The 16,057-nt window shown below is 57.8% G+C and carries 16 protein-coding genes; 6 read left to right on the top strand and 10 right to left on the bottom strand.

Features of this window, described 5'->3' with window-relative positions; all coding sequences use genetic code 11:
- Positions 1–9: 9 nt before the first annotated feature.
- The 5 genes from AC1DWM_RS12405 to AC1DWM_RS12425 all read right to left on the bottom strand — a co-directional run bounded on the left by AC1DWM_RS12405 (position 10) and on the right by AC1DWM_RS12425 (position 5,371).
- A complete protein-coding gene (locus tag AC1DWM_RS12405; protein ID WP_223517153.1) occupies positions 10–1,098 on the bottom strand; it encodes a flagellar basal body P-ring protein FlgI in 1,089 nt (362 codons plus the stop codon).
- Positions 1,099–1,125: 27 nt separating this feature from the next.
- Entirely contained in the window at positions 1,126–1,821 is a 696-nt protein-coding gene (flgH, locus tag AC1DWM_RS12410; RefSeq protein ID WP_223517031.1) for a flagellar basal body L-ring protein FlgH, read from the bottom strand.
- A 52-nt stretch (positions 1,822–1,873) separates the two neighbouring features.
- Positions 1,874–2,659, bottom strand: a complete 786-nt coding sequence (flgG, locus tag AC1DWM_RS12415; protein WP_223517029.1) for a flagellar basal-body rod protein FlgG — start codon at positions 2,657–2,659, stop codon at positions 1,874–1,876.
- Positions 2,660–2,704: 45 nt separating this feature from the next.
- Positions 2,705–3,445, bottom strand: a complete 741-nt coding sequence (locus tag AC1DWM_RS12420; RefSeq protein WP_477795292.1) for a flagellar basal body rod protein FlgF — start codon at positions 3,443–3,445, stop codon at positions 2,705–2,707.
- A 360-nt stretch (positions 3,446–3,805) separates the two neighbouring features.
- On the bottom strand, positions 3,806–5,371 hold the full coding sequence (locus tag AC1DWM_RS12425; RefSeq protein WP_223517025.1) for a sigma-54-dependent transcriptional regulator: 1,566 nt from the start codon (positions 5,369–5,371) through the stop codon (positions 3,806–3,808).
- 280 nt (positions 5,372–5,651) lie between these two features.
- On the opposite strand from AC1DWM_RS12425, the gene phhA reads away from it, so the two are divergent.
- From phhA to AC1DWM_RS12455, 6 genes are all read left to right on the top strand, one after another.
- Positions 5,652–6,437, top strand: a complete 786-nt coding sequence (phhA, locus tag AC1DWM_RS12430; protein ID WP_223517023.1) for a phenylalanine 4-monooxygenase — start codon at positions 5,652–5,654, stop codon at positions 6,435–6,437.
- Positions 6,438–6,541: 104 nt separating this feature from the next.
- The gene (locus AC1DWM_RS12435; protein WP_223517021.1) at positions 6,542–6,898 is read left to right on the top strand and encodes a 4a-hydroxytetrahydrobiopterin dehydratase; all 357 of its coding nucleotides are present in this window, start codon (positions 6,542–6,544) and stop codon (positions 6,896–6,898) included.
- Entirely contained in the window at positions 6,898–8,091 is a 1,194-nt protein-coding gene (locus AC1DWM_RS12440) for an amino acid aminotransferase (protein ID WP_263288278.1), read from the top strand. Before AC1DWM_RS12435 ends, AC1DWM_RS12440 begins: the two co-directional genes overlap by 1 nt.
- A 261-nt stretch (positions 8,092–8,352) precedes the next feature.
- Positions 8,353–8,484 (top strand): hypothetical protein, encoded by a 132-nt coding sequence (locus tag AC1DWM_RS12445; protein WP_263288442.1) that lies wholly within the window; start codon positions 8,353–8,355, stop codon positions 8,482–8,484.
- Positions 8,485–8,560: 76 nt separating this feature from the next.
- Positions 8,561–8,743, top strand: a complete 183-nt coding sequence (locus AC1DWM_RS12450; RefSeq protein WP_223521794.1) for a hypothetical protein — start codon at positions 8,561–8,563, stop codon at positions 8,741–8,743.
- Positions 8,744–8,847: 104 nt separating this feature from the next.
- Positions 8,848–10,047 carry an MFS transporter gene (locus tag AC1DWM_RS12455; RefSeq protein WP_223521789.1) on the top strand — a complete coding sequence of 400 codons (1,200 nt, stop codon included), beginning with the start codon at positions 8,848–8,850 and terminating at the stop codon, positions 10,045–10,047.
- Here AC1DWM_RS12455 and arfB read toward each other — a convergent pair.
- From arfB to rluB, 5 genes are all read right to left on the bottom strand, one after another.
- Positions 10,044–10,457, bottom strand: a complete 414-nt coding sequence (gene arfB / locus AC1DWM_RS12460) for an alternative ribosome rescue aminoacyl-tRNA hydrolase ArfB (protein WP_008010994.1) — start codon at positions 10,455–10,457, stop codon at positions 10,044–10,046. The genes AC1DWM_RS12455 and arfB overlap by 4 nt on opposite strands.
- Positions 10,458–10,883: 426 nt before the next feature.
- Positions 10,884–11,582 carry a DUF4225 domain-containing protein gene (locus AC1DWM_RS12465; RefSeq protein WP_477795293.1) on the bottom strand — a complete coding sequence of 233 codons (699 nt, stop codon included), beginning with the start codon at positions 11,580–11,582 and terminating at the stop codon, positions 10,884–10,886.
- The gene (locus AC1DWM_RS12470; protein ID WP_477795294.1) at positions 11,575–12,075 is read right to left on the bottom strand and encodes an Hcp family type VI secretion system effector; all 501 of its coding nucleotides are present in this window, start codon (positions 12,073–12,075) and stop codon (positions 11,575–11,577) included. The genes AC1DWM_RS12465 and AC1DWM_RS12470 overlap by 8 nt, the downstream gene beginning before the upstream one ends.
- Before the next feature lie 236 nt (positions 12,076–12,311).
- The gene (locus tag AC1DWM_RS12475; protein WP_150781131.1) at positions 12,312–13,733 is read right to left on the bottom strand and encodes an amino acid permease; all 1,422 of its coding nucleotides are present in this window, start codon (positions 13,731–13,733) and stop codon (positions 12,312–12,314) included.
- 773 nt (positions 13,734–14,506) lie between these two features.
- Positions 14,507–15,793, bottom strand: a complete 1,287-nt coding sequence (gene rluB, locus AC1DWM_RS12480) for a 23S rRNA pseudouridine(2605) synthase RluB (protein WP_223519546.1) — start codon at positions 15,791–15,793, stop codon at positions 14,507–14,509.
- Positions 15,794–16,057: the final 264 nt, after the last annotated feature.

The raw sequence follows: 16,057 nt of genomic DNA on the forward strand, positions 1-16,057 counted from the left end.
CAGCCGCCCTTAGATCACGATCAGGTCGGCTTGCAATGCGCCAGCCTGTTTCAATGCTTCAAGGATTGCCATCAAGTCACCCGGCGCCGCGCCGACCTGGTTCACCGCACGGACGATTTCGTCGAGGGTAGTGCCCGGGCCGAACTTGAACATAGGCTTGGCTTCTTGCACCGCGTTAACCTGCGAGCGCGGAACAACGGCCGTCTGACCGTTGGAAAAAGCGCCAGGCTGGCTGACAATCGGGTCTTCGGTGATGGTCACGGTCAGGCTGCCGTGAGTCACGGCGGCTGGCGAAACCTTGACGTTCTGGCCGATCACGATGGTGCCGGTGCGCGAGTTGATGATGACTTTCGCCACCGCCTGACCCGGATCGACTTCAAGGTTTTCCAGGATCGACAGGTAGTCGACGCGCTGGCTTGGATCAAGGGGGGCGCTGACACGAATCGAACCACCATCAATGGCCTGGGCAACGCCAGGACCCAGCAAGTTGTTGATCTTGTCGACGATGCGCTTGGCGGTGGTGAAGTCCGAACGGTTGAGGTTCAGCGTCAGGCTATTGCCCTGGTTGAAACCGCTTGGCACTGAACGCTCGACCGACGCACCACCGGGGATACGACCCGCTGACGGAACGTTGACGGTGATCTTCGAACCATCACGACCTTCCGCATCAAAACCGCCCACCACCAGGTTGCCCTGAGCGATGGCGTAGACGTTGCCGTCGATACCTTTGAGCGGCGTCAGCAGCAAGGTGCCGCCGCGCAGGCTCTTGGAGTTCCCGATGGAGGAAACGGTGATGTCGACCTGCTGACCCGGCTTGGCAAACGCCGGCAGTTCCGCACTGATCGAGACCGCTGCAACGTTCTTCAACTGCACGTTACCCGAGTTCGGCGGCACCTTGATGCCGAACTGCGAGAGCATGTTGTTGAAGGTCTGCAGGGTGAAAGGCGTCTGGGTCGTCTGGTCACCGGTGCCGTTAAGCCCGACCACCAGGCCATAGCCGATCAATTGGTTGGAGCGCACGCCAGAAATACTGGCGATATCCTTCAGCCGCTCGGCCTGCGCGTTGAACGCCGCAGACAGCAACAAGGCGGCCACCATCAGGTGTTTGAAATTCAACGTAGCCACCTAGAAAGGGAACAGCGGGCTGAGGAAGAAACGGTCGAACCAGCCTGGCTGACTCGCATCGGCAAACGAACCGGTGCCCGAGTAGGTGATGCGCGCATCGGCGACACGGGTCGACGAAACAGTGTTGTCGGTCGAGATGTCATCGGAGCGCACCAGCCCGGCAATCCGCACCAGCTCATCGCCGGTGTTGAGGGTCATCCACTTCTCGCCACGTACTGCGATGATGCCGTTGGGCAATACATCAGCAACGGTAACGGTGATCGAGCCCACGAGCGTGTTGCCCTGCGCCGCCTTGCTGTCACCCTTGGTCGCGCGGTCGCCTTCATAGCTGGCGTCCAGCGTCAGGTCACCACTGCCGAACGGGTTATTGGTGTTGGGTGTGGAGCCGAACAACGAGGTCAGGGCAATGTTGGCCTTGCTGTTCTTGCCAATTTGCGAGTTGGCGTTTTTGCTGGCCTGGGTCCTCTCGTTCAGGGTAATGGTGATGATGTCACCCACTCGGAACGCCTTGCGGTCGGTGTACAGGTTCTGCTCAAAACCGGCCTGGTAAATCGAGCCATTGTTCGCGGCCGCCGGCAACGGTGTGCGCGGCAACACCGGGGCGTAATAAGGGTCATTGGGCTTGGGCGTCGTTGGGACGCAGCCCGCGAGCACAACAGCCCCACTCAGTGCCAGAACAGATACAAAGCGATTCATGACCCTACCTCACGGTGTTGCAGGCGACCTCATGGCCGCCTCATAGACTTGATTACAGATTCTGCGTTACGAACGAGAGCATCTGGTCGGCGGTAGAGATCACTTTGGAGTTCATCTCGTAAGCGCGCTGAGTGGTGATCATGTTGACCATCTCCTCAACGGTGCTGACGTTGGAGGTTTCCAGGGTGTTCTGCAGCGTGGTGCCGAAACCGTTCAGGCCCGGTGTACCGACTTGCGGTGCGCCGCTGGCAGCGGTTTCCAGGAACAGGTTGTTACCCACGGCTTGCAGACCGGCCGGGTTGATGAAGTCAGCGGTTTGCAGGTTGCCGATCACCTGGCTGGCCGGGTTACCCGGAACGGTGATGGACACGGTGCCATCGCGACCGACCGTGAAGGTCTGTGCTTCGTTGGGAATAACGATGGCCGGCTCCAGGGCGAAGCCACTGGCGTTGACGACCTGCCCGTTGGAATCGAGGTGGAACGTACCGTCACGGGTGTAGGACGTGGTGCCGTCCGGCTGCAGGATCTGGAAGAAACCGCGACCGTCGACCGCCAAGTCAAGCGGCTGCTCGGTGGTTTGCAGGCTGCCGGCGGTGAAGTTTTTCTGGGTGCCGACGATGCGCACACCGGTACCCACTTGCAGGCCCGACGGCAGTTCGCTGTCCTGGGTCGACTGGGCGCCTGGCTGGCGTTTGATCTGATAGAGCAAGTCCTGGAACTCGGCGCGGTCACGTTTGAAACCCGTGGTCGACACGTTAGCCAGGTTGTTGGAAATGGTGGTCAGGTTAGTGTCCTGGGCGGACAGACCTGTTTTGGCAACCCATAGAGCCGGAAGCATTCGATTCTCCTCGTGCGCCTGTTTTACGGCGCGACGTTCTGGTAATTAGCTGATCTGCAAGACCCGAGCCATGGCCTGGTCATCGTCTTTGGCGGTGTTCATCATCTTGATGTGCAGCTCGAACTGCTTGGCCAGCGCCAGCACCGAGGTCATTTCTTCCACGGCGTTGACGTTGCTCGATTCCAGGAACCCGGACACCAGTTTGACGCCGGAATCGGCTTGCGCCGGCTTGCCGTCCTTGGTGTGGATCGAACCGTCCAGGCCTTTGGTCATGTTCCTCAGGTCAGGGTTGACCAACTTGATGCGATCGACTTCAGCCATCACGCGCGGGCCTTCGCCCATCGCACGGATGCTGATGGTGCCGTCCTCACCCACTTCGATTTGCTGCTCGGGCGGCACGGCGATCGGTCCGCCATTGCCCATCACCGGCATACCGTTGCCGGCACGCAGCACGCCAAGGGCGTCCACGTTCAGGCTACCGGTGCGCACGTAGCTTTCAGCGCCATCGGGGGTCTGCACGGCGATCCAGCCGTTGACTTGCACCGCGACATCGAGGTCACGACCGGTTTCAACCAGCGAACCAGGGGAGAAGTCGGTGGCCGGGCGCTCGGTCATGGCAAACGCACGCGCCGGAAAGCTGTCACCAAACACCGGCATCGAACGGGCCTGTTCCAGGTCCTTCTGAAAACCGTTGGTGGAGATGTTTGCCAGGTTGTTGGCATGAGCCTTCTGCGCCAGTGCATTCTGGCTGGCGCCGGTCATTGCCACATAAAGGTACTTGTCCACGCTCTTTCCTCTGCATGCCGGACGTTTGCCGCCCACCGCTGTACTGCTGAGCGTCAAGCAATTTGCAGACCAACTTTTTTTTTGCGGCGCCAGGCCCGGCAAACAAAGGACTTGAGGGGTTTCAGAGAGGAATGAGAGATTGTGTCAAAGTCGAAAAACCGGCGGTGTTATGCCGGTGGGTGGCAACGCTTGACCTCATGAACTCAATGGGATCCCTGTAGCAGCTGCCGAGGCTGCGTTCGGCTGCGAAGCAGTCGTAAACCCTAAGTATGCGGTTTACCTGAAGGATCTCAGTGCCTGAACTCACGACGGCTTCGCCGCCGGACGCAGCCTCGCAGGCTCGGCAGCTGCTACAGGGGTCTATGCGCTTCCCGGTTCTTTGCCGACGTCGTACTCACGCAACTTGTTGGCAATGGTCGTATGCGAAACCCCCAACCGCTTGCCCAGTTGCCGACTGCTCGGATGCTCGGAATACAGCCTCTCCAACACAGCCTTCTCGAAACGACCGACAATCTCGTCAAGCCCGCCTTCAAGCGAAAAATCGCCAAGCGGCTGACGCACACCGTAATCCGGCAGGCGAATATGCTCGGCCTTGACCGTCCCGCCCTCACACAACGAAACCGCCTGGAACAACACGTTTTCCAATTGCCGGACATTGCCCGGCCAGTGGTAATGACTGAGCCGCTCCATCGCTGCCGGCGCCAGTTTCGGCAACGGGCAACCGATCTGCCGGCTGGCTTGGTCGAGGAAGTGCTCCACCAGCGGCGTCAAACCATCGAGGCATTCACGCAGTGGCGGAATGTGCAGCGAAAGCACGTTCAAACGGTGATACAGATCCTGGCGAAACTCGCCCCGCGCGCACAGCTCAGACAAATCCACCTGAGTCGCGCAGATCACCCGCACATCCAGATAAACTTCTTCATCGCTGCCCACACGCCGGAAGCAACCGTCCTGCAGGAAACGCAGCAATTTCACCTGCAAGCGCGGGCTCATTTCCCCCACGCCATCGAGAAACAGCGTACCGCCCGCCGTCAGCTCCAGCAGCCCAAGCTTGCCTTCTGCACGCGCGCCTTCGAAGGCGCCGGGGCCGTAACCGAACAATTCAGTCTCGGCCATCGACTCCGGCAAACCGGCGCAATTGAGCGCCATTAATGGAGATTGCCCGCGCGGGCTAGCCAGGTGACAGGCGCGTGCCAGCAACTCTTTACCAGTGCCGGTTTCGCCTTCTATCAACAGCGGCGCATCCAATGGCGCCATGCGGCGTGCTTCGCGCACTACCGCTGCCATCACTTTCGAGCTTTGGAAGATGCTGTCGAACCCGCGCAGTTCCTGTTTGCGTACGTTATAGATGCGCTCGCCCACCCGGTCAGCGCGGTGCAACGTCAATACCGCACCGGCCATGGCTTCACTGTCGTCATGCTCCGATTGCAACGGCGCGATGTCGGCCAGAAACACGTCGCCCTTGACCTTGACCCGCAGCCCGTTGATGCGCGATTTGTTGGCCCGCACCAACTCCGGCAAATCAAAATCCTCGGCGTAACGCGACAGCGGAATCCCCGGCACTTCATCCACCCGCACCCCGAGCAACTGCGCCGCCGCACGATTCGCCGCGACGATGGAGCCGCCCATGTCGATCGACAACACCGGAAACTCCAGGGCACCGAGCAAGGCATTGAGCTCCATGTGCCGACGCTCGCTGGGCATCAGCCCTACACGCTTGACGCCGAATACGCCGGCTATCGATTCGAATTTCGGACGCAGGGCCTGGAACTGAATGTTGATCAGGTTCGGGCAATGCAGGTAGATCGCATTGCCATGCTCACCGCCGACCTCGCCACGAGCGACGTTGATCCCGTATTCCACCAGCAAGTTGAGAATGTCGCGCAGGATACCGATGCGGTTCTGGCAGTGGACTTTGATACGCATATAAAGGCCCAAAGAAAGGGGGAATCGAGGCCCCGCGCAAGAATTTTTCTGCGCTGGCGCCAAAGTAGTCGTCAAGATTATGTGACACCCCAACGCCTTTTCAAACCGGAAAATCTCAGTAGCTGCGCCATTGCAGTGATTCCGTAACGAATACTTTACGAAAAATGGCGAATATTCCTACGCAAAGAGCAGAACGCCTGCTGCAACGCCGCACTCCTTGGGGTATTTCTAGGTCAATAGCAGTACATAACAAGAACGAATCCCCTAGCAGGAGAGCAGCATGAAGCAGACGCAATACGTGGCTCGCGAGCCCGATGCGCAAGGTTTTATCGACTACCCCGCTGAAGAACACGCGGTGTGGAACACGCTGATCACTCGTCAATTGAAAGTGATCGAGGGTCGTGCGTGCCAGGAATACCTGGACGGTATCGAAAAACTCGGTCTGCCCCACGACCGCATTCCGCAACTCGGTGAAATCAACAAAGTCCTTGGTGAAACCACCGGCTGGCAAGTGGCCCGAGTTCCGGCGCTGATCCCCTTCCAGACTTTTTTCGAATTGTTGGCCAATAAGCAGTTTCCGGTGGCGACGTTTATTCGTACCCGCGAAGAGTTGGATTACCTGCAAGAGCCAGACATTTTCCACGAGATTTTTGGCCACTGTCCGCTGCTGACCAACCCCTGGTTTGCTGAATTCACCCACACCTACGGCAAACTTGGCCTGCAAGCGACCAAGGAAGAACGCGTGTACCTGGCTCGCCTGTACTGGATGACCATCGAGTTCGGTCTGGTCGATACAGCTGAAGGCCTGCGCATTTACGGCGGCGGCATTCTTTCCTCTCCAAAAGAAACCGTTTACTGCCTGTCGAACGAACCTGACCATCAGACCTTCGATCCGCTGGAATGCATGCGCACGCCGTATCGCATCGACATCCTGCAACCGCTGTACTTTGTCTTGCCGAACCTCAAGCGTCTGTTTGATGTGGCTCATGAAGACATCATGAGCATGGTCAAACAAGGTATGCAGCTGGGCTTGCACACACCAAAATTTCCGCCAAAGGCTGCGTGATCCGCTGCTTTTAGAATCAAGTGAGCCTGTCAGGAACCGACGCTTTGGTTTAGCGTGGTGACACTGACGGCCGATTTCCAATAATTCGATTTCAGGAATTCATCATGTCCACATTGAACCAAGCCCACTGCGAAGCCTGCCGCGCCGATGCCCCTCAGGTCAGCGACGAAGAATTGCCGGTACTGATCAAGCAGATCCCGGACTGGAACATCGAAGTCCGCGACAGCGTGATGCAGTTGGAAAAACAGTTCCTGTTCAAAAACTTCAAACACGCCCTGGCGTTCACCAACGCCGTCGGTGAAATCTCCGAGGCTGAAGGTCACCACCCAGGCCTGCTGACCGAGTGGGGCAAAGTCACCGTTACCTGGTGGAGCCACTCCATCAAGGGCCTGCACCGCAACGACTTCATCATGGCCGCGCGCACTGATGAAGTGGCCAAGGACGCCGAGGGCCGCAAATAATGCATTTCGACGCCATAGGTCGAGTCCCCGGCGATCCGATTCTCGGTTTGATGGAAGCCTATGCGCAGGACCCGAACCCGCGCAAATTCGACCTCGGCGTGGGTGTCTATAAAGACGCCCAGGGCCTGACGCCAATTCCGCAATCGGTGAAGCTTGCCGAGCAGCGTCTGGTGGATCGTCAAACCACCAAAACCTACATCGGTGGTCACGGTGAACCGGCGTTCGGCAAAGCCATCAGCGAGCTGGTGCTCGGTGCGGACTCCGCGCTGATCGCCGGGCAACGCGCTGGGGCGACCCAGACCCCGGGCGGCACCGGTGCATTGCGCTTGAGCGCCGATTTCATCGCCCAGTGCCTGCCGGGCCGTGGCGTGTGGTTGAGCAATCCGACCTGGCCGATCCACGAAACCATTTTCGCGGCGGCCGGGGTCAAGGTCAGCCATTACCCGTACGTTGGCAGCGACAACCGCCTCGACGTCGACGCCATGCTCGCGATACTGAGTGAAGCGCCGAAGGGCGACGTCGTGTTGCTGCACGCCTGCTGCCACAACCCGACCGGTTTCGATCTTTCCCATGACGACTGGCGCCGTGTGCTGGACGTGGTGCGCAGTCGTGATCTGTTGCCGTTGATCGACTTCGCCTACCAAGGCTTCGGCGATGGACTGGAGCAGGATGCCTGGTCGACCCGGTTGTTCGCTGACGCGTTGCCGGAAGTGCTGATCACCAGTTCGTGCTCGAAGAACTTCGGGTTGTACCGCGACCGCACCGGAGCGCTGATTGTCTGCGCAAAAACCGCTGACAAGCTCGTGGACATCCGCAGCCAACTGGCCAACATCGCCCGTAATCTGTGGTCGACGCCGCCGGATCACGGTGCAGCCGTAGTGGCGACCATTCTTGGCGATCCAGAGCTGAAAAGCCTCTGGGCCGACGAAGTGGAAGCCATGCGTTTGCGTATCGCCCAGTTGCGTAGCGGTCTGGTCGAAGCGCTGGAACCCTATGGTTTGCGCGAGCGTTTTGCGCACATTGGCGTACAACGCGGGATGTTCTCCTACACCGGCTTGACGGCTGAACAGGTTAAACAGCTGCGTGATCATCACAGCGTGTACATGGTCAACTCCGGCCGGGCCAACGTGGCGGGGATTGATGCGACGCGTCTGGATTTGCTGGCTGAAGCCATTGCTGAAGTCTGCAAATAATCCCCCTGTAGGAGCGAGCCTGCTCGCGAAAGCGGTCTATCCGTCACATTGATGTCGGATGTGCCACCTCTTTCGCGAGCAGGCTCGCTCCCACATTTGTTTTGCAGTGTTCCCACCTGCAGACCTGTCTAGACAACCCCATCCGTCGAAACAAATGGATATAAAAGTCTGATAGTCATTTTTACTGCTGTATCCTGCCCAGGCTTTGTATAAGCGCGGATCTACCAGATCTATCAACAGACTTTGCGAGGAGCGCGAAATATGCACGAGATTCCTAATCTCCCCTTCCCAAGCCTGCACGAAACTGAGCAGACAACCACGCAACAAGCCGGCGCCCAACAGCCCGAACTGAAAGAAGCTACTGAACGCCGCCAGGCCGACAGCGAAGACTGAAACACCTGCAATGCCAGACCGTGTGGAAAGCGCTAACATGCGCTTTCCACACCGCCTGAACCTTGAGCCCCGCACCATGACCGATGACTTCTCAGAAACCCAAGCCAGCGTCCTGATCGGCACCGCCGAGAAGATGATCGAGATCTGGAATCACCTGTCCCCCGAGAAACAAGCCGCCTTGCTCGCCCGTTTTGGCACTGAAGAAAACGCCCTGGCCGCCCTGGTCACAACACAATTGGTTGCCCCCGCCAAACCCTGACTCACGCCGCCCGGCAAATAGTTTTACTTTTTCCACGACCCGCAGCCGCTCGCACCGCTATCATAAGCAGCCTATCTATCCTGCTTTCCCGTGGACCTTTACCCATGTCTGAAAACCAGCGCCCCCTGGCGGTCACGCTGCAAGTCGTTTCCATCGTTCTGTTTACCTTCATCGGCTACCTGAATATCGGCATTCCCCTGGCCGTATTGCCCGGCTACGTCCACAGTGACCTCGGTTTCGGCGCAGTCATCGCCGGACTGGTGATCAGCGTGCAATACCTGGCCACCCTACTCAGCCGACCTTATGCCGGCAAAATAATCGACAACAAGGGCAGCAAACTGGCGGTGATGTACGGCCTCGCCGGTTGCGGCTTGAGCGGTGTGTTCATGCTGATTTCAGCCTGGACCCAAAGTCTGCCAATGCTGAGCTTGATCAGCCTGCTGATTGGCCGCCTGGTGCTGGGTAGCGCGGAAAGTCTGGTCGGCTCGGGATCGATTGGCTGGGGCATCGGCCGGGTCGGTGCGGCAAACACCGCCAAGGTGATTTCCTGGAACGGCATCGCCAGTTACGGCGCACTGGCCGTCGGCGCGCCGCTGGGCGTGCTGCTGGTCCATCAGTTGGGATTGTGGAGCATGGGCGTGAGCATTGTGCTGCTGGCCGTTCTGGGCCTGGCACTGGCCTGGCCAAAAACCGCCGCACCGATTGTGGTCGGTGAGCGTTTGCCGTTCATGCATGTGCTGGGACGCGTGTTGCCACATGGCTGCGGCTTGGCGCTGGGCTCCATCGGTTTTGGCACCATCGCCACCTTCATCACTTTGTATTACGCCACGCAACACTGGGACAACGCGGTGTTGTGCTTGAGCTTGTTCGGTGCCAGCTTCATCGGCGCGCGCCTACTGTTTGGCAACCTGATCAACCGCCTCGGCGGGTTCCGCGTGGCGATTGCCTGCCTGTCCGTAGAAACCCTGGGGTTGTTGCTGCTGTGGCTGGCGCCGGATGCCCATTGGGCACTGGCCGGTGCGGCGCTGACCGGTTTCGGTTTTTCGCTGGTCTTTCCGGCGCTGGGCGTGGAAGCGGTCAACCTGGTGCCCGCCTCCAGCCGTGGCGCGGCCGTCGGGGCTTATTCGCTGTTCATTGATTTGTCGCTGGGGATTACCGGGCCGCTGGCGGGGGCCATTGCGGCCGGGTTTGGTTTTGCTTCGATCTTCCTGTTCGCCGCGATAGCCGCGCTGAGCGGTTTGGCATTGAGCGTTTACTTGTACCGGCAAGCGCCGAAGCAACGGGAAGCGCGCGAGTCGCGTTAAAAGTCGACCTTGCCACGCCCGGCCTTGATGCTGCCGCGCTTGGTCTTCGATTCAAGCCGACGTTTTTTTGAACCCAGCGTCGGTTTGGTCGGGCGGCGCTTCTTCTCGACCTTGGTCGCGCTGAGGATCAGCTCGGTCAAGCGCTCCAGCGCATCCGCGCGATTGGCCTCCTGTGTGCGGTATTGCTGGGCCTTGATGATCAACACGCCTTCGCTGGTGATGCGACTGTCGCGCAGCGCCAGCAGCCGCTCCTTGTAGAACTCGGGCAAGGACGAGGCCGGAATGTCGAAGCGCAGGTGCACAGCGCTGGAAACCTTGTTGACGTTCTGCCCGCCGGCGCCCTGGGCGCGGATGGCCGTCAACTCGATCTCGGCATCCGGCAGATGCACGTTGTTGGAAATCACCAGCATGGAAAAGCGTCCGGGTTCAGGGTGGTCAGGATACCGCGAATATTGGTCTGAATAGCAGGTACTCACTGGAGCAGGTGAGGTCAAAAAGTCATGCCAGACTTTTCTTACAGCGTTTTCGCATTTGCAAATGGGGAGTTGCTTTGTTTTGAATGGCTATATTAATCTCAGACCCCACACCAACGAGATCTATAATTTTATGTCATTTGAAAACATTCGATACCATTTGGCAGTGACCTGCTTGGTTTTAGGCTGTTCAATTCCTATTATGGGAGCAGTTGTCTGGGTAATAACCGAAGCAGTACCGCTAGAGGGGCAAGCCTTAAACATTACCTACATAGCAACGTATATACCTATTGCATTATTTGGCTTGCGCTTCTACATTCCAAAACTACGAGGAACTGCATAACATCATTATGCCGCACGGTATCAATTGCCACGCGCCATCGACGGTTCCTCCTTAAGCATTGAATTTAAAGTTATAGAATCAACCAAACCCTCAAAAACCAAAGCTAGAGTGCCCGACTGCTGATAAGCCGGCACATTACTTATAGGATCATACCTAAAAAGCTGCGATGAACCAGGCTTGCGTACCGTCCTAAACATGCCATAGCCAGACAAAAGCAAATCGGTCGAATAATACGCCATGTTACCGTTATAACTATCTCTAAAAAGAGCTTGATAGCCGCGCCTAACGGGACCTTGAACACTAGGTGCATCGGGACCGTTATAAATATTCGCCACCCCTTCGACGATATTATTTGTCCCATGACCGATTAGAAGCGCACCTGGCACGACCCCGATCCCCCACGACGCACCCGTAATCGCGATGCCGACTTCAATTTGCATCCCTCCTGCCAAAACACCGATACCGTTTTGAGTATAAAAAAGCGCCTTCGACAATAACTCTTCGTGTTCTGCTCTTAACTCCTGAAGTCCTTGCCACGCGCTGATGAGCCCCTCATCAACCGCCTGAATCACCTCATTAGCATAAGATGAAATCATTGAACCGAAGCGAAGCCGCGTAATCCCATCAGAAAAATGAGTCAAACCAATGCTGCATCCAACCGCCACCAAGTCAGAGGCCGCTTTCGTCACATCATGAATATCACAGGAGTCTTCATTCATCCTCATTCCCCCAAGTACTATAAGCACTTGTCGCACCAGGAACGTGCGCCCAGGCAATCTCTCTATAACGAATGGACACCAGCTCTTGCGGTTCTGCATCGTTCATACGAATAGCGTGGGGAACTTGCTGACTGATATGCGCAATTCGCGCACCGGTGAGATGTATTGAATAATATCGCTCCTGCCCCCCAGCCGAGGCGGTGCGATAGAGATTGATAATGCACTCGACCTCTTCACGTTCATGCAGTGCACTTGCCAATAGAGGCGATGACTTATCGATAGCCTTGGTAATCATGATTGGCCTGTGCTGGCCGCGGCCACCTGCAATGCTGCCATCATTACCGGTGACCATATCGTGCGAATAAGCCAGCACCATGATTTCGTCCTGATGCGCGAACTGGCACTTGTTACCCAGTGAGCTTTGGCCTGAGCAGCCGACAGAAATATGCCCTTGTCGCTTACCGGTAATACTCATGTAACTGTGACTGGCCATAAGCGCTAATCCTTGATGTATTCAAAGCGCCAGACTATCGCAAAAAAAGTATTAACCATGGTGTAGGCCGCTTCTGAATCAACGAGCATCAGCCAACTTTTTAAAAATTTCCGAAATCACTGTAGTAAAAATTGAATACTTATGTAGGAACGGGATTACAGCGCAAACTAAAGTTAACGCAACAAGAACAAAAAACCCGGCACATTGGCCGGGTTTGTTGTTTCTGCGCTCTGCGCTTACTTCGCGCTGGAGCCTGCTGCGTGCAGTGCGTGCTGGGCGCTGCGTTTGTTTTTGATGCCGTAGCAGACCCACATGAACACGACCCACACCGGAATCGCGTACACCGAGATCTGGATACCCGGAATCAGCAGCATCACGCCCAGGATGAACACCACGAACGCCAGGCAGACGTAGTTCCCGTACGGGTACCACAGGGCCTTGAACAGCGGTGTTTGTTTGGTCTTGTTCATGTGCTGACGGAACTTGAAGTGCGAGAAGCTGATCATCGCCCAGTTGATGACCAGGGTCGCAACCACCAGCGACATCAACAGTTCCAGCGCGTTTTGCGGGATCAGGTAGTTCAACAGCACCGCGATCAGCGTCACCGCCGCCGAGGCGAGGATCGAACGCACCGGTACGCCGCGCTTGTCGATTTTCGACAAGGCCTTCGGCGCATCGCCCTGCTCGGCCATGCCCAACAGCATACGGCTGTTGCAGTAGGTGCCGCTGTTGTACACCGACAACGCCGCGGTCAACACCACGAAGTTGAGGATGTGCGCGGCGGTGTTGCTGCCGAGCATCGAGAACACTTGCACGAACGGGCTACCGCTGTAGGAATCACCCGACGCGTTCAAGGTCGCCAGCAGGCTGTCCCATGGCGTCAGCGACAGCAGAATGACCAGCGCGCCGATGTAGAAAATCAGGATCCGGTAGATCACTTGGTTGATGGCTTTCGGGATCACGGTTTTCGGCTTGTCGGCTTCAGCAGCGGTGAAACCGAGCATTTCCAGGCCGCCGAAGGAGAACATGATGATCGCCATGGCCATCACCAGACCGCTGACGCCGTTCGGGAAGAACCCACCGTGGGACCACAGGTTGCTGACCGCCGCTTGCGGGCCGCCATTGCCGCTGACCAGCAGGTAGCTGCCCAGGGCAATCATGCCCACGATGGCAACGACCTTGATGATCGCGAACCAGAACTCGGCCTCGCCAAAGACTTTGACGTTGGCCAGGTTGATCAGATTGATCAGCACGAAGAACCCGGCTGCCGAGACCCAGGTCGGGATGTCCGGCGCCCAGTAGTGGATGTATTTGCCGACAGCGGTCAGCTCCGACATGCCCACCAGGATGTACAGGATCCAGCAGTTCCAGCCCGACAGGAAGCCGGCAAAACCGCCCCAGTATTTGTGCGCGAAGTGACTGAAGGAACCGGCAACGGGCTCTTCAACGATCATTTCGCCGAGCTGGCGCATGATCATGAACGCAATGAAGCCGCAGATGGCGTAGCCGAGGATCATCGACGGGCCGGCGGATTTCAGCACCCCGGCCGAGCCGAGGAACAAGCCGGTACCGATCGCGCCACCGAGGGCAATCAATTGAATGTGGCGATTTTTCAGGCCGCGTTTGAGCTCGCCTGACTGCGAGGTTTGTCCACTCATGAAAAGGGTCTCACGTTCTGCGTATTTACAACGGTCATGCGTCACCTGTTTGTTTTTATCTGTGACGAAATCGAACCCGACACACTCGTGGCGTGGCGGAGTGAACAAGGCGGATAGCCTTGAGGTTTGCGCTGATGCACAGGAGGTCACAGTTAAAACGCGGCGCATTGTACACCTGTAACCCCCTGCTACCAGACCCGCCTGATCAGCGTGTCGTTTGCCGGGATTGCCTGTGTCCACCCCGAGCATCTCGGGTGGCTGCAAAAATTGAGTCAGACCTTTGCAGGTCAGTGACGGGAGCAATCGAGAAATCGCCCCTCGATAGGAGATGGAGATGAGTCACGGCGTACATTGCGCCTCCTTCTTGTTATGCACCTGCACGACAGGCATGTGGCGCATCTGACCCTTACGGCGCCGCCGAAACAAGCGGGCCAGAGCCTTGGGAGATTGTTGAGGAGATTGATTTCGGCAGGATTTCCTTACACCCCTTCCGTGAACGTCAACCCAAGGCGTTTCAGGCGATATTTCGTCAGGATTTCTTTACATGCCGTAACGAATATTTTCCTGATCGGATTCGTCAGTCAGACGACTGCACATTGACGACGGTGTCACTACTGGCGCCTTCGCGAGCAGGCTCGCTCCCACATTGGAATGCGATCAACTGTGGGAGCGAGCCTGCTCGCGATGACGCCCGACCATTCACCACAACACTTAAAGCCAGACAAAAAAAACGCCACCCCGAGGGATGGCGTTTTTTATGTGACGCTTACCGATTACTCAGGCTTGCGACGACCAAAGCCCGGACGCTGGCCCGAACCGGCTGGCGCGCCGCGACGCTTGCCCGATGGCGCGTCCTTGTCGACCAGGACGATGCCTGGGCGTTTCTTCGGCGCTGGCTTGGCCGGGCGCTTGGTGTCGGAAGGACGGTCTGCCACTGGCGTACCGCGACCCGACTCACCACGACCCGCTGGAGCACCGCGATCGCTGCGACCGCCGCTTGGCGCACCACGGCCTTCGCCGCGCTCGGTGCGACCGTTGGCCGGACGTGGCGTGCGTGGACCGCGCTCGCCATCAGCACGAGGTGCTGCTGGTTTACGGGCTGGACGCTCGCCTTCGATATGCGGTTCACGGGAATCACGCGGAGCAACAGTCGGCTGTGCACCGGCCGCTGGACGCAACGTGCGCACGCGCTCGGTCTTGCCCATCGGACGCGACGATTTACGCTGCATACGATCGAGCTTGTCTTTGCTCTTGGCGTTCATCTGCGGCATCGCGACCGGCGTCAGGCCAACCTCGGCACTCAGAATGTCGACTTCGTACTGGCTCATTTCGCGCCAGCGGCCCATCGGCAGGTCGGAGTTGAGGAACACCGGACCGAAACGCACGCGCTTCAGACGGCTGACCACCAGGCCCTGGGATTCCCACAGGCGACGAACTTCGCGGTTACGACCTTCCATCACCACGCAGTGATACCAGTGGTTGAAACCTTCACCGCCTGGCGCCTGCTTGATGTCGGTGAACTTGGCCGGGCCATCTTCGAGGACGACGCCTGCTTTCAGACGCTCGATCATTTCATCATCGACTTCACCACGCACACGTACCGCGTATTCACGGTCCATTTCGTAGGAAGGGTGCATCAGGCGGTTGGCCAACTCACCGTCGGTGGTGAACATCAGCAGACCGGTAGTGTTGATGTCCAGACGGCCGATGTTGATCCAGCGACCTTCTTTCGGGCGCGGCATCTTGTCGAACACGGTCGGACGGCCTTCCGGGTCGACACGGGTGCAGATTTCACCGTCGGGCTTGTTGTACATGATCACGCGGCGTACCGACTCGGCGGCTTCTTCGCGCTTGATCACCTTGCCATCAATGGTGATGGCGTCATGCATGTCGACACGCTGACCGAGCGTGGCGTCTTTGCCGTTGACCTTGATGCGGCCGTGGCTGATCCAGGCTTCTACGTCACGGCGCGAGCCGACGCCAATACGGGCGAGGACTTTCTGCAGTTTTTCGCCTGCTGGGCCGATTTCCTGGTCGTCTTTCTGGTCGTTGATACTCATCTGGGCACCTCCCGGTGTGGTCTGTTCAGGCTTTTGCCTGAAGCGATGTAAAACTGTTCGCTTGGGCGAAGGGATCGCCAAAGGGTCGCGAATCATACGCTCATGTGCGCGATTTCGCATCAGAGACTAGCTGATGAACGCAGAGTTACCTGCTTTTCCGCCGACCGGTGGCGCCCAAACAACACAATACCCACTGTGGGAGCGAGCCTGCTCGCGATGAGGGAGTACCAGTCGACATCACTATTGCCTGACACACCGTTATCG

This window comes from Pseudomonas sp. P4_C8 (assembly GCF_056401975.1).